This is a genomic window from Streptomyces sp. NRRL S-31, assembly GCF_000718775.1.
Lineage (GTDB): Bacteria > Actinomycetota > Actinomycetes > Streptomycetales > Streptomycetaceae > Streptomyces.
The window spans coordinates 1-12,921 of sequence record NZ_JOCB01000104.1 but is presented as its reverse complement, the minus strand read 5'-3'; the positions used below and the strand labels follow the sequence as shown (position 1 = coordinate 12,921).

At 70.1% G+C, this 12,921-nt stretch carries 14 protein-coding genes and 1 pseudogene; 7 read left to right on the top strand and 8 right to left on the bottom strand.

Annotation, left to right across the window (positions count from 1 at the left end; translation table 11 throughout):
* Positions 1 to 108: 108 nt before the first annotated feature.
* On the bottom strand, positions 109 to 576 hold the full coding sequence (locus IF37_RS0131820; protein WP_030750511.1) for a hypothetical protein: 468 nt from the start codon (positions 574 to 576) through the stop codon (positions 109 to 111).
* A 1,405-nt stretch (positions 577 to 1,981) separates the two neighbouring features.
* Between IF37_RS0131820 and IF37_RS46105 the strand changes: the two genes are divergently transcribed.
* The 3 genes from IF37_RS46105 to IF37_RS44665 all read left to right on the top strand — a co-directional run bounded on the left by IF37_RS46105 (position 1,982) and on the right by IF37_RS44665 (position 3,168).
* Complete coding sequence (locus tag IF37_RS46105; RefSeq protein ID WP_253915913.1) at positions 1,982 to 2,224, top strand: DUF6207 family protein; 243 nt, start codon at positions 1,982 to 1,984, stop codon at positions 2,222 to 2,224.
* Entirely contained in the window at positions 2,146 to 2,577 is a 432-nt protein-coding gene (locus tag IF37_RS0131810; protein WP_030750508.1) for an ASCH domain-containing protein, read from the top strand. The genes IF37_RS46105 and IF37_RS0131810 overlap by 79 nt, the downstream gene beginning before the upstream one ends.
* A 384-nt stretch (positions 2,578 to 2,961) precedes the next feature.
* Positions 2,962 to 3,168: a hypothetical protein gene (locus IF37_RS44665; protein ID WP_158727422.1), complete on the top strand. Its 207-nt coding sequence runs from the start codon at positions 2,962 to 2,964 to the stop codon at positions 3,166 to 3,168.
* Between the two features lie 768 nt (positions 3,169 to 3,936).
* On the opposite strand, the gene IF37_RS0131805 is transcribed toward IF37_RS44665, so the two are convergent.
* Both IF37_RS0131805 and IF37_RS0131800 read right to left on the bottom strand, forming a co-directional pair.
* Entirely contained in the window at positions 3,937 to 4,191 is a 255-nt protein-coding gene (locus tag IF37_RS0131805; RefSeq protein ID WP_030750506.1) for a hypothetical protein, read from the bottom strand.
* 167 nt (positions 4,192 to 4,358) lie between these two features.
* Positions 4,359 to 4,733 carry a hypothetical protein gene (locus tag IF37_RS0131800; RefSeq protein ID WP_030750503.1) on the bottom strand — a complete coding sequence of 125 codons (375 nt, stop codon included), beginning with the start codon at positions 4,731 to 4,733 and terminating at the stop codon, positions 4,359 to 4,361.
* 566 nt (positions 4,734 to 5,299) lie between these two features.
* Here IF37_RS0131800 and IF37_RS46480 point away from each other — a divergent pair.
* A complete protein-coding gene (locus tag IF37_RS46480; protein ID WP_301540364.1) occupies positions 5,300 to 5,431 on the top strand; it encodes a hypothetical protein in 132 nt (43 codons plus the stop codon).
* 875 nt (positions 5,432 to 6,306) lie between these two features.
* Here IF37_RS46480 and IF37_RS0131790 read toward each other — a convergent pair.
* Positions 6,307 to 7,509 (bottom strand): annotated as a pseudogene (locus IF37_RS0131790) (IS4 family transposase); the annotation flags it as partial.
* 201 nt (positions 7,510 to 7,710) lie between these two features.
* Between IF37_RS0131790 and IF37_RS0131785 the strand changes: the two are divergent.
* Complete coding sequence (locus IF37_RS0131785; RefSeq protein ID WP_030750497.1) at positions 7,711 to 8,184, top strand: carboxymuconolactone decarboxylase family protein; 474 nt, start codon at positions 7,711 to 7,713, stop codon at positions 8,182 to 8,184.
* Between the two features lie 113 nt (positions 8,185 to 8,297).
* Complete coding sequence (locus tag IF37_RS0131780; protein ID WP_030750494.1) at positions 8,298 to 9,221, top strand: RNA polymerase sigma-70 factor; 924 nt, start codon at positions 8,298 to 8,300, stop codon at positions 9,219 to 9,221.
* A gap of 156 nt (positions 9,222 to 9,377) precedes the next feature.
* On the opposite strand, the gene IF37_RS45315 is transcribed toward IF37_RS0131780, so the two are convergent.
* The gene (locus IF37_RS45315; RefSeq protein ID WP_216725863.1) at positions 9,378 to 9,563 is read right to left on the bottom strand and encodes a hypothetical protein; all 186 of its coding nucleotides are present in this window, start codon (positions 9,561 to 9,563) and stop codon (positions 9,378 to 9,380) included.
* The gene (locus IF37_RS45310) at positions 9,560 to 10,042 is read right to left on the bottom strand and encodes a helicase associated domain-containing protein (protein WP_216725862.1); all 483 of its coding nucleotides are present in this window, start codon (positions 10,040 to 10,042) and stop codon (positions 9,560 to 9,562) included. Before IF37_RS45310 ends, IF37_RS45315 begins: the two co-directional genes overlap by 4 nt.
* 364 nt (positions 10,043 to 10,406) lie before the next feature.
* On the opposite strand from IF37_RS45310, the gene IF37_RS42815 reads away from it, so the two are divergent.
* The gene (locus IF37_RS42815; protein ID WP_158727421.1) at positions 10,407 to 10,934 is read left to right on the top strand and encodes an RICIN domain-containing protein; all 528 of its coding nucleotides are present in this window, start codon (positions 10,407 to 10,409) and stop codon (positions 10,932 to 10,934) included.
* Positions 10,935 to 11,177: 243 nt separating this feature from the next.
* Here the strand turns inward: IF37_RS42815 and IF37_RS0131765 are convergent, their stop codons facing one another.
* A complete protein-coding gene (locus IF37_RS0131765) occupies positions 11,178 to 12,164 on the bottom strand; it encodes a helix-turn-helix domain-containing protein (protein ID WP_030750488.1) in 987 nt (328 codons plus the stop codon).
* Between the two features lie 530 nt (positions 12,165 to 12,694).
* Positions 12,695 to 12,921: hypothetical protein (locus IF37_RS45305; protein ID WP_037857494.1), on the bottom strand; the 227-nt coding region annotated here is incomplete at its 5' end.

Genomic DNA, 12,921 nt, shown 5'->3' with positions numbered 1-12,921 from the left:
GTCTGACAGTGGGACGGCCGGACTCGGTGCGACGTGCACCGGCGCGTTCGCCGTCCACCGTCCTCGCGCCCCGGGCGGCACCGGCCCGGGTGCGCGCCGGGGCTGGACCTACTTCACTGACGTGTGGGCCGCGCCTGCGGCGTGCATACGCTGGCCGAGGAAGAGAGCCACGCGGCCCAGTGCGTCGCCCGCCTCGTCCAGGACGCCGGCGAACGACTGGAAGAGGTGCGGCACGTCGGCGGCGGCGTCCAGTATGACGTCCGCTCCAGCCACCCTCCCGCGCGCGGCTAGGCCCGGGGAGTCATCCAGCCGGCCATCGCTGAGACAGACGGCTGCAATGCGGGAATTGAGCCACCACGCGTTCCACGAGCCGGACATCGCCTCGTACGACGGGCCGGCCCGATCGAAGCCGCCCGAGCCCAGCGCCGTCGCCCGGGAGGCGGCGAGGAAGAACGGCGGCGCCCATCCGGCGAAGCCGTCACGGCGCACCGGCTGCTGCGTCGGCCGGATCGCCGCTGCGGTGCTGCTGCTCCAGCTCGCTGCCCGGTCCCCGGCCGCCGCCTCACCTGCATCCACCGCTGCTCCGGCCCGCCCACGTCCGGCCGCCGGGCCCGGGTTCCGCGCTCCCCGTGCTGCTGCGCCCGCCTCGTGCATCCGCCCTCGGCCCGTCCCGGCTTTCAACGAGCCGGGCCGCCGAGCCTTGTCCCGGGCGCCGTGTTCCACGTCGTCCGGCCGCCGCCCCGTCGTCCCGGTTCCTTCGTCGTCCCGGTTCCTTCGTCGTCCCGCGCGGCGCCGGCTCCGACCACCGTGCCGTCTCGCTCGGCGCGGCGCCGCGCCCAGCTCCGTTACTCCGTCTCGGTCCTGGCCCGCGTCGCCGTGCCGCCCCGCCGCGCCGCCGTATCGCCGCCCCAGGGCTCTGCCGCTGCCTGCCGTTGGCCACTCCGGTCGCCGTGCCCACGCCCCGCCTGCCCGGCTCGTCCCCGAACCGGCCGTCACCGTGCAACTCGCCGTCCGCGCGTGCGCACTGCACGCGATCCGCGCGGTCCGCAGTCGCCAGTTGCCGACCCGGCCCCGTCATAGCGCGCGTGCGCGCTGGGGGCGGCGCTGCTGCCAGCCGGGCTACTGTCCGTTCCCCGCCCGTCCCGTGCCGCTCGGCCCAACGTGGCCGCCCGTCCCCCGCCAGCCGCCCGGCCGCGTGTTGCACTCGTCCGGTCCGGGCCGACACCGTCCGCCCCGCGCTGCCGCGCTCGCGCCGCCCGTGTCGCCGCCGGCCGCGCCTGCGCTGTCCCGGGCCACGGTCCCCGGTCGGCGCGGTTCGGCCGTCGACCGCCGCCGTCCTGGTCCGGTCCGTGCTGCTGCCTTGCCGTCGCTGTCCGCCCGTCCCGCCCGGGTGCAACACCACCACCGTGTCCGGCCCCGAGCCGCGCTGTGCTGTGCCGCTGGTCAGCCTGAGCCGCCCCGCTGCGCCCGGTCCTGCGCAGTCCGCAACGAAGGCGACTTCCACGGCCACATCGAACGGACCCTGCACACTCTCCCCGTAAATGCCCCGCAGGAGGCCCTCGCCGCCTGCCGGCCCCGCATCGAACGTGACCGCGAAGGCCGCCGCACGCTCAGCCCTCACCGAACTGTTCCCCACTCCGCTGCCGGACCCCCTGCCGGACTACGCCGACCTCCCGGCCCGGCAGCGCCAGCTGCTCCGCGCCCTGGCGGAACACCACCACCCCTGGATCGTCCGCCGGATTCCCAGGACGGCCTGCGCGCCTGAAGCCCGACCGGATACGCCGCGACCTGGCACAGGTACTGCCCTGTGCGGCCACCTCCCATCCGAGCGCACCGCAGAACGTCTTCGAGCCCAAACACCTTTACCGTCCTCGGCTGCCCGGGGGCGGGCGCCGGGCGGTGGGTGGGGCGCGAGTGGGGCCCTGCCGCCGATGACGCGACCGCCCTCGCCTTCCAGCAGCAGCTCGTCGACCGCTGTGCGATGGCGCCTGCGCAGCACACGACGCGGGACCCGGGCGAGCCCGGCGTACGGCTGTGCTGCTACCTGGACCTGCGCCGGCCGGGGCGGTCGGGAGGCGCCGGGCGCGGGGTCGGCGGGCCTACTGGCGGTTTGATCAACGCGGCCGGGCTTCATAACCTCGCTCGATGGGACATGACGACCTTCCGACTCTTGAACTCGCCTTGCCGGGTCCGGAACGTGACCGTGGTGTGGCGGCGATCCTGAGCGGTCAGAAGACCGCGCTCACGGGTCTCCTGGAGATCTACGAACACGCCGGCGAGGCAGTACCGGTGACCGGACAGCGATTCTGGGTGCTTGATTCCGAAGGTCGTCCGGCCGTCGCGATCGAGCTCGTCGACGTGCGCGTCGTTCCCATGAAAGAGATCGACGACGACTTCGCACGAGCAGAGGGACGCGGCTACTCCGACGTGGCGGAGTGGCGGGCAGCGCACGAAGAGTTCTTCCGGAGCGATGGCTTGAGCGAGTACCTGGGACGCACCCCGGTCATTGATGACGACACTCTTGTCGTTGCAGAACGCTTCCGAGTGGTCGAGCCCGACGACTCGGGTGGTCCGTGACCGACTCGATGGGAGTCCGGAGGATCAACCGGACAGGCCCTGTGAGTGCCGGTACGGCTGCTGGTCATAGTCGTCGGCGGGCCGGGCGCGGCGGGGCCGGCCCCGAGGGCACGGCGCTCGGCGGCCGGGCGCCGCACCGGACCGGTGGCGGCCGGGTCGGTCGGGAGGCGTTCGGCGGCGAGCGGGGCGCGCGGCGCCGGCGGGTCGGTGTCCTCGGTGCGGGATGCGTCGGCGGTGGCGGGTCCGGTGCCCAGCGGGCGGCGATCGGTCATCGCCTGATCATCGCGCGGCGAGGCGTCCTTCTTCACGTCTCCGGTCACCTCTTGGGAGGTCTTGGCGTGTGTGCGCCGTTCACGGTGGCGTGTGTGGCTCTACGGTGCGGGAATGGACGACTATCCGGTGCGGCGGCGTGGCTGCCGCAGGCTGACCGTTCCTCAGGCCGCGCTCGCCGAGCGCTTGGCTGTGCGCGCGGAGGCGTTGCGGGCGGCAGCCGGCCGGTGCGGCGGTGAAGGGCCGAGCGTGGCTGATGCGGTCGCTCCGGCGGCGGTGCAACTCGGCCTCGAGCCACCGCCCGTCCCCGATAGCGCCTGAGAATGGACGGGTGCGTCGTTCGGGCCGCCGCTCGCCGTTTCACCGGGCGGCCGTCTTCACCGCCCCGGCTGCCTGTTCCGGCCCGGCCCAAGGTGCGCGCGTGACGCGCGCGTGCGCGGCGGTGAACTCCCGTCGGCCCCGCCGGGCAGCAGCTCGTGCTCCTGGTCGTCGTCGGCGTGCTGGCGGGGCGCAGCATTTGCACGGCCCGCCGAGCGGTTACCGGTTACCGGTTACAGGCCCGGAAGAGGCCGTCCCCGCAACGGTCTGAGCCGCGCGGACCGGCGCCCTCACCAGCCTGTAACCGGTACCCGTAACCGCCTCGCCTCAGGCGGGCGCCCCTGGCGGCGGATGCCCACCCGGTCCCCGAGCGGGAGCGCCAGGAGCCGGCGGAACCGGGCCGGTGCTTCGCCGGACAGCCGCCCAGGGAGGTAGTCGGCGTGCCGGGCCGTCCGGAATCGTGGTGCTGAGCTGGGGTTTCGCGGGGTCCCGGGCGATGCGCGACGCGACCTGGGACGGGACCCGGGAAGCGACCTGGGACGGGACTCGGGGCGCGTCCCAGGACGGGACTGCAGGGTGCGACCTGCGGCCCGGGGTGTCCGGCAGGGGTGTCACAGGGAAGTAGTCGGCGCCCGCAGCGCCCCTTGAAGCGTCCGTGCGTCGGCTCCGGCAGCGACCAGGTCATGGCGTGATGCCTTCCCCGTCCGCCGCCCGCAGCGTGGCCGGGAGTACTGGTTCCCCCGGCAGCCGGCCGACCACCGCTGTCCGGTGTCAGCTGTGGGTGCCGAGGGCGGTGTCGGGCCGGCAGTGGACGCACGCCGGTACCCGCTGCCGTAGCGCATCCTCTTCGCCCACCGCCACACCCGCCCGCATCAGCCGCGGCCTTCCCAGGCAGACGCCCTGCGCGAAGCCGTGGAACGCCTCAAAGTCGACGAGGAATGCGGGGAATTTTACCACCCCGACCGGCGGCTGGCCGATCAGATCGGCAGCGGCGCCGTACAGCAGACGAACACCCGTTTGCTGCACGACGTCGCTGCTCGCGCAGCGCGGGCCCGCTGCACGAGCAGCATCGGTGTGCTGCCTGGCCGCCGGGCCATGGAGTGTCAACGCTCTCTGGCGCCCCGGCGGGGCGCCAGAGACAAACGTTGGGAACCATCGCCGAACGAAACCCACTCAGATCATAAAGGCCAAGCTCAGCACCTGTTTGTGGGCGCAGGCTCGCCGTCGATGGGAAAGGTCACATTGCCGCTGTACACCCAGGACCTCCAATCGGAGGCGTAGTACCACTTCGAGCCGTAGTCGTTGATGAAGTAGCAGGTGGCGGCTGCCCAACCCTGGCTTGGTGTCTTGTACCCATCGCACTCTGCGTATGGCCCTCCGCGGAACCAGCTGCCCGCCTTGTAGTGCATGGTGGCGGGTGCTGGCACGTCGTCGCCGTAGAAGCCGCAGCGTGCAAGTGCTTCCTGAGGCGCGGAGGGCGCTGCCGAGGCAGTGGTGGTGAGAGTGGTGAAGGTCAGGCCAGCGGCGAGGGCCGCGGTGGCCAGGGCGCGAGATAAGTACATGATCATTCCTCTGCTTCCTCGCTACCCGGTGGTGGATCTGTTTTCCACCTGGTCGGCCGGGTGCTCCGGACTCTGCCAGTACACCGCAGTGCACGGAAGGGGCGGAGAGGTGTCCGGGACAAGCTGGAGTTGTCCGGCCTGGTAGGAGCGCTGTCCGGGACAGCCCGATGGGCGGAACGGGACGGAAAGTACGTACTCATCTTGATCATTCCGCATCCGTGGGTGCCTCACCTGCCGGCCCGTTACGGCCCGTGGCAGCCCGCCGCCACGCGGCTGACGTAGAGACCCCGGGCCCTGGGGGCCCGGGGTCTCGCTGTGGCGGGGCCGCGGCCGCGCGGTCACTGTCCGGGGACGATGGGGCCGGCCCCGAGGGTGCGGCGCTCGGCGGCCGGGCGTCGCACCGGACCGGTGGCGGCCGGGTCGGTTGGGAGGCGTTCGGCGGCGAGCTGGGCGTGCGGCGCCGGCGGGTCGGTGTCCTGGGTGCGGGACGTCTCGGCGGTGGTGGGTCCGGTGCCCGGCGGGCGCCGAGCTCTAACCTCGGTAGGGCTCCTTTAGAGGAGTGAGAGATGGGTATGGGTCGCAAGAACAAAAAGAAGACCCAGCAGGCCAGCATGTGGTCCGAAATGGCGGAGCGCGTCGCTGTCGCACTGAGCGTCAAGGCTCTGTGGGAGGTGATCGTCGAACTGCTTCTTGGTCACCTGTGATGGCCGGGCCCGTCGCATCAGCCGCTCACGCGGCGGGCCTCCAGCTGACGAGCCGTTGACCTGCTGGGATGCCAGGTCGTCTGAGAAAGCGGCGGCCCTGGGTTCTGCGGCCCGGCGCTGCTCGCGGAATGGGAGCGCATCGACCAGCTGCTCGCCGACGCCGTGCCGGGCACCGTGTATGGCCCAGACGCCGAAGCCGCGGCCGCCGCCGAACGGGGCGCCGTTCACGGTGGCGTGTGTGGCTCTACGGTGCGGGAATGGACGACTATCCGGTGCGGCGGCGTGGCTGCCGCGGGCTGACCGTTCCTGGAGGCCGCGCTCGCCGAGCGCTTGGCTGTGCGCGCGGAGGCGTTGCGGGCGGCAGCCGGCCGGTATGGCGGTGAGGGGCTGAGCGTGGGTGATGCGGTCGCTCTGGCGGCGGTGCAACTCGGCCTCGCGCCGCCGCCCGTCCCCGATAGCGCCTGAGAACGGACGGGTGCGTCGTACCCGGTCCTCGAGCGGGAGCGCCAGGAGCCGGCGGAACCGGGCCGGTGCTTCGCCGGACAGCCGCCCAGGGAAGTAGTCGGCGTGCCGGGCCGTCCGAATCGTGGGGCTGAGCTGGGGATTCGTGGAATCCCGGGCGATGCGCGACGCGACCTAGGCCCAATGCCGGTGATTTAGGTTGTTTTCCGGGTGGTCGGGGTAGCTCTGGTCGGCCTGACCAGCCGGACCGCTGGGGCGTGTGGCCCTGGTGGACTGTAGTGCTCGGCTCGTTTGAGGGCCCAGTGGGACATCTTGCGTTTGATCACGCGTGGGTTGGCGCGCAACTGTCGTGCGGGCAGGAGTCGTTCGGTGATCTCACGCAGGCTCTGGGTGATGGACCGGGCCAGTCGGGAGGGGGAAAGCGCCGCCTGCCCGGTGACGTGGCGGCGGACGACGCGCAGGGTGCGGGTGAAGGAGAGCCGGTCCGGATCGTGCCCGGCATCGGGCGCGGCTTGGTGCATCAGGTCCCGCAGCGCGTGGTGGACCAGCAGGAACGCGAAGATCTCCTGTTCGACACCCGATGGGTGCTGGGAACGCAGCACCATTCCCGGGACGCCCTGATGGTTCTTGATCTCGTCCAGGGTGTTCTCGATCTCCCACCGCTGGGCGTAGAGGGCGGCAAGCTCCCCGGCCGGTGCCTGCCCGGGGTCGAGGAGGGTGGTGATCAGCCGGTAGACGGTGCCGTCATCACCGGATGGACCGAGGGTGTACTCGATCACCCGCACCCGCTCGGGGTCCGCGCGCCGGTAGTGATCCCGCGCGGCAACGATCTCCGACAGGTAGGAGCCGTCGTCGAGGGCTTCAAGCACCGGGAGTACCGCGGTGGAGCGGACCCGCCACAGCAGGTCCGCTCCGCCCGCTTTCGCGGCCCGCCACAGGTCGAATCCGCAAAAGCCCCGGTCGGCCAGGACGAGCATGCCTTTCGTCAGTGCGGGGAACAGCCGCTCGGCCAGAGCGGTCTCGTGGAGCGGCAAGGGGCCGACCTCGGCCGCGAACACGGCATGGGTGCCGCACTCGACCAGGGCCGCCACCCTCGCCTGCGGATACGCACTACGGCCCTGCCCACGACTGGTCCCGGGACGCCCGAAGAACTGGGCGTTCGCCGCGGTATCCGGGACATCGAAGACCGTGCCGTCCACCGCGACCAGCCGCCATCGCCGGTACCAGGCGCCCTGCGTGTGCGCGACCGCGACCGGCCGACAAACCCGGCCGAACAGGGCACGCAACGGCTCCGGCCCCAGCCGCAACCGGGCCCGCCCGATCGCCGCCGTCGTGGGCACCCGCCAGGCACTCCCCCACCGGCCCTCACGCTCCAGCCCCTGGACCAGCAGCCGGGCCACCTCCTCATAGCCCTGCCCGAAGAACAGACACATCGCCAGCACGAAGTAGACCACCACCCGTGCCGGCAGCAGCCGCGTCCGCTGCTCGACCCTGCCGCACTCAGCGACTACCTCGTCGACCAACTCCGGCGGAAACACCCGCGTCAGCACCCCCAACGCGATCCGATCCGAGAACCGACCAACCCCCGACGACTTCACCTGACCCGGCCTTGGCACAACCCACCCAACGACCAGAAACCACCAAAGTCACCGGTATTGCGCCTAGCCCCATCCTCCGCGCGTCACTGGTTTGAGTGGCGTCCGCCGCGAAAAGACCCGGTCATGCTAGTGATGCAGGTCACATTTATGCCATGTCACAGGGCGGCGAGCTGCCTCGTCTCGGGTGTGTAGCCACTCATGAGCACGGAGGAACACACCATGGACGCGCGACTGGACTTCGTGGCCGAGCCGAGCACCGGCAATGCTCTCAAGTACCTGATGTCGGCGGGCAAGGCGCTCAGGGACACGACGCTGCCGATCACCACGCAGGAGCTCGTGTCGGTGCGGGTAAGCCAGATCAACGGCTGTGCCGCCTGCCTCGACATGCACACCAAGGAGGCCCTCGCCGTCGGCGAGGATCCTGTGCGGCTGGGTCTGGTCGCGGCGTGGCCGGAAGCCACGGTCTTCACCGACGCCGAGCGGGCCGCGCTGGAGCTGGCCGAGGAGGGAACCCGGCTCGCGGACGCGGCCCACGGCGTCAGCGACGAGGTGTGGGCGAACGCCGCCAAGCACTATGACCAGCAGCAGCTTGCCGCCCTGGTGCTGCTGGTCGGCTTCATGAACCTGGCGAACCGGATGAACATCATCACCCGGCAGCCCGGGGGCGACTACCAGCCCGGGAAGTGGCACTGAAGCACGGAAGCAACTGCGAAGTCGCGGATATCCGTAGCCGACCGGCCAGCGGGACGTACGCTGACCGGCCGGCGGGCCGAATGATCATCGGACGGACGGAAAGGGGTCAGGTTGTGGGCAGGGTCGAGGAGTTCGCAGAACTGCGACCGCTGTTGTTCTCGATCGCCTACCGGATTCTGGGCAGCGTCAGTGAGGCCGAGGACGCGGTTCAGGAGACCTGGCTGCGCTTCGAGGCCGACCCGACGCAGCCAAGGTCGACCAAGTCCTTCCTGTCGGCCGTGGTCACCCGGATCTCGATCGACGTGCTGCGCTCGGCGCGCGTCCGGCGGGAGGAGTACGTCGGGCCGTGGTTCCCGGAGCCGCTGCTCGCCGATCCCTACGAGGACCCGGCGCGCTCGGCCGAGCTGGCCGATTCGGTGTCGACGGCGGCTCTGTTGCTGCTGGAGCGGCTCAGTCCGCTGGAGCGCGCGGTCTTCGTGCTGCGCGAGGTGTTCGACTTCGGCTTCCCCGAGGCCGCCTCGGCGGTCGGGCGATCGGAGGACGCGTGCCGCCAGCTCGCGGTGCGGGCCCGCCGGCACATGAGCGCGGGCCGGCCGCGCTTCGAAGCCGACCGCAAGGAGCGCGAGGAGCTCGCGGGCCGGTTCTTCGACGCGCTGCGCGAGGGGGACGTCGACGGCCTGCAGCAGCTGCTCGCCGCCGACGTCTCCATGGTCGGCGACGCCGGTGGCAAGGCCCCTCAGCTGGCCAGGGCGATCATCGGCGCCGAGAAGGTGGCCCGGCTGCTGGCCGCTGTCTTCCCGGCGATGGCCCGCATCGACGTCACCACCGAGCCCCACGCGATCAACGGTCGGCCCGGTGCGATCTTCCGCGACCGGGACGGCAAGGTCCTGCACACTCTGGGGCTCGATGTGCTCGACGGGCAGATCCAGACGATCCGCCTGGTGCTCAACCCCGACAAGCTGGGTCACGTCGGTTCCGTCGCGGACGCCTGGGAGGTCTCCCGCGAGCTGAAGGAGTCACGTCGACACGCGGAATGACCGCAGACCGGGTCGGCGCTCAGGCGTGGTCGAACCAGGCGACCGCGGTCCCGGCGGGGCGTCAGTCCGCGGTCGCCACCACTCCACCGGGCTGGGCGGGTCGACCTCGGATGCTGCAGGTGGCGCTGCCGACGTCAAGCAGGCCGGGCCCGAGCATCAGCAGCACGACCAGGCCGTGCCCGAGCAGAAGGCCGGCGGCACGGTCTCCGCCGTTTCCGTCTCCGTCTGTGTCTGTGTGGTTTTGGCCCAGTCGAGTCCGAGGGCGGCGAGTTGCTGGAGTTGGTCGGTGGTGAGTCTGGCGCGCCGGGTTTTGCTGTTCGCCAGGAACACCCCCAGCTTCACCGCGTGTTCCTGGCCGTCGATGGTGGCGGTCTCGACGTGGGAACGGCTGACGGGCCCTGTGGTGCCCGTGCGGGCGGTGTACTGGGCGAGGCGGCGCACCCGCGTTCGAAGCCGCCTGAGCCGTTCCTGGGCGCCCTGGCGGGGGTGTTCTGCCGTGGGGGCAGGGGGGTGACGCCGAGCGCGGCCAGCCGCTCACGCTGCCCGGCGGCCAGCCCCTGCCAGACGACGTGGTCGTGCTGCCGTGCCAGCCACCGCCCGAGGCCCGTTCCGCCGGCCGTGACACCGGGGACGACGTCGGCCAGATCGGTGCCGAGATCGACCAGCCGGGTGACGGCGGCGTAGGCGTGCTGCCAGTCGACGGGCCGGCCGGGCTGCCAGTCGGGATCGATCGCGACGAGCTGCGCCGCGCGCCGGGCCGCCCGCTTCGGGTCCTTGCCGAGTCCGCCGGTCTTGCGGCAGTTGGCCAGCCACTGCCCCACCGGCTTGTCCAGCGCCGTGGCGGTGACCGGCGCGGGCGCCGAGCGCGTTTATGTCGACGACGCGGGTGCTGGCCACGAGGTCCTGCACCTGCACGCCACCGGCACGCCGATAGAGGACTGAGAGGCTCGACCAGCTCGACCTCTGGCATTCGATGGTGTCCAGCTACTGACAAGCATCGAGTAGACGCACGGCTAGGAAACCGTGGACTCACCGCTAACGACACTCCCGGGAGCCGCCCGGCATTCTGGGGGTGGCTGCACATGGATGGACTGTCGATGCTGCCACCTGTGGGGCTGTCTCCTGTCACGTACACGATGTCGGCATCGGCTGCACTTTGGTGCGGTCGACCAGAAAGGACCAAGAATGTTCGCGTTACGCAATTCACTCCTGGGTGGTGTGTCAGCGTTTGCCCTCGGCTGCACAATGGTGGGCGCGGGTAACGCGACCGCCGCGGCTGCGCATAACGCACCTCTCGCAGCCAACGCCGCTACGTACATGATCGTCAATGCCCACAGCAGGAAGTGCTTGGAGATCGAGAACTCCTCGAAGCGCAACGGAGCCCGCGCCCAGCAGTGGACATGCAATGGACAAGCCGGCTCGAAATGGCACCTAAAATCCGTAAGTCGCGTGGACGTGTATTTCGTCAATGCCCACAGCGGCAAGTGCTTGGAGATCGAGAACTCCTCGAAGCGTGACGGAGCTCGCGCCCAGCAGTGGGCATGCAATGGACAAGCCGGCTCGAAATGGCGAGTCGGCAAGAGTGACACCGGCGACTTGTACATCATCAATGCCCGCAGCGGCAAGTGCTTGGAGATCGAGAACTCCTCGAAGCGCAACGGAGCCCGCGCCCAGCAGTGGACATGCAATGGACAAGCCGGCTCGAAATGGTGAAGTGGGTTGCCTTCACTGGGGCAGACCAGCGGCGGTGGAACAGCACCCTCTCAAGGTGTGTCGAACTGGCAGCCTCAACGCCCCCGTAGGTACTGCACTCCCCGAGCAGGTTGTGATACCGGGTGAGTGTGGAAGCCCGAACCGTGACCGGGACCGCGGCGTGGAGCGGGCGTGCGGCGCACAGCCGGGCGCCCGGCCACGGGCGGCGGGAAAAGACGAGCCCTGGATCGGCTGGAGATGCGTCTACTCGGACTGAAGCGTTGCGTGGTTGCGGTACTCCCTGGGTGGCATGCCGTATGCGGTGCGGAAGGCGCGGGTGAAGTCGGCGGCTCGGGGGAAGCCCCAGCGGGCAGCGATGGCGTGGATGGGGAGAGTGCGCAGGCCGGGCTCCGCGAGGTCGCGGCGGGCGCGTTCCAGGCGCTGGGTGCGGGTCCAGGCCGCGACCGTCTCCTCCTCGTCCGCGAAGAGGCGGTGCAGGTAGCTGGGGGAGATGTGGTGTGCCGCGGCGATGGTGCGCGGGGTCAGCTGTGGATCATGCAGGTGGGCTTGGATGAAGGCACGGATGCGTAAAACCAGGACCTGCTGGTGGCTTTCTGGCGGGAGCGACTTGCCAGTGTCGAGCGCGTGGGTGAACAGTGCAGACAGCAGGTCTATCGCCACCTTCCCCAGACGGGGTCCGTCTTCGGGCCGGTAGGAGCCGGAGTCTCGGGTCGCCTGGGTGAGGAACTGGGCGAGCAGCGCCCCGATACCTTCGCGTCCCGATAATCGCTGCGTGATCAGTGAGTTGATCGCGTTCTCCGGCAGTGGTAGCAGTATCCGGGGGATGAACAGCCCTGTCCCCAGAACGGTGTCCTCGCCGTGGCTGGTGGTCGCTCGAATGTGGTGGGGTTGTGAGGTGTTGTGAAGAACCAGGTCGTACGGTTCGTATTCGGTCTCGTGACCGGAGACAGTGAGCCCCATCGTTCCTCGTAGGTTGAGCGAGAAGTGGTAGAGCTCGGGGTCGGACCGCTGGATCAGCTTCTGCGTTCGCCGCAGCGTCATCGGTGAGTGTTCCATCGTCCACAACTGCACGGCTCCCAGTGCCAGGATGCGCTGCGACACTGTGGTGTCCGCTGTGCGGTCACCGTCGACGTCCATAGGCACGTAGGTTTGGGAGATGTGCTCGCGCCAATAGGAGAACCTGTCAGGTGCGAGGACATCCCGTGTGTAGAAACCCTGTTCGATCAGCATTTCTCTCTCCCCCGCGAGTCCTTGATCCGCATGCTGTGCATCGTTGGCTATGTGCAAGAGCACACCTAGCACGGGCGCGTACATGTTGGATTCCCTGGCGGGATGAGGACCACACGAGGAGCGGTGGCCTCTGCCGAGGATGACCGGATCGCGGGGCTCGTACGTTCGCCGGTCAGACGGCGACTCCAGGGGGACTGAAGAACCTCTCCACTCAGCTCAACGACGGCCTCATGCGTGAATCCAGGGCCATCAAGAACGACGCCTCCATCGTGATCAAGGTCGACCGCCCCGACGCGGAGGACAAGGAATCGGCCCGCGCGTCCAGCTGCTCCTGGACAAGCCTGTCCCGCTCCACCTGTGCTCCCTCGGGTTGGTGTCGGTGGCGGTGAGAGTCGGTCGCGCTGGACAAGGGGTTGGTGCTTTGGCACTGGGCAGGGGCGTTTCTGGGCGAGGTGAACGCTGTCATGGGGCGAGAGATTCACGGGCGGATCGCTGTCGCAAGGCTGCACCCCATGGCGGGTGATGCTGTCTCAGGTTCGGGAGTTCTTACCCCGCCCCCAGCCGGCCTCGCGCAGGAGACGCTCGGCTTCGGCTGATCCGACGACAGGGGGGCCGGACAGGGTCGGATCATCCTGTCCGGCCCCGCTGCTTGTTCCCGGCTGCTCACCGGCTGAGGGGGATGCGTGGTCCCATGCGAACTCGAGGTCGTCCGGGAGGATGTCGTCCAGCTCGTCCTGCCACCGGCCGCGCAGGAGGA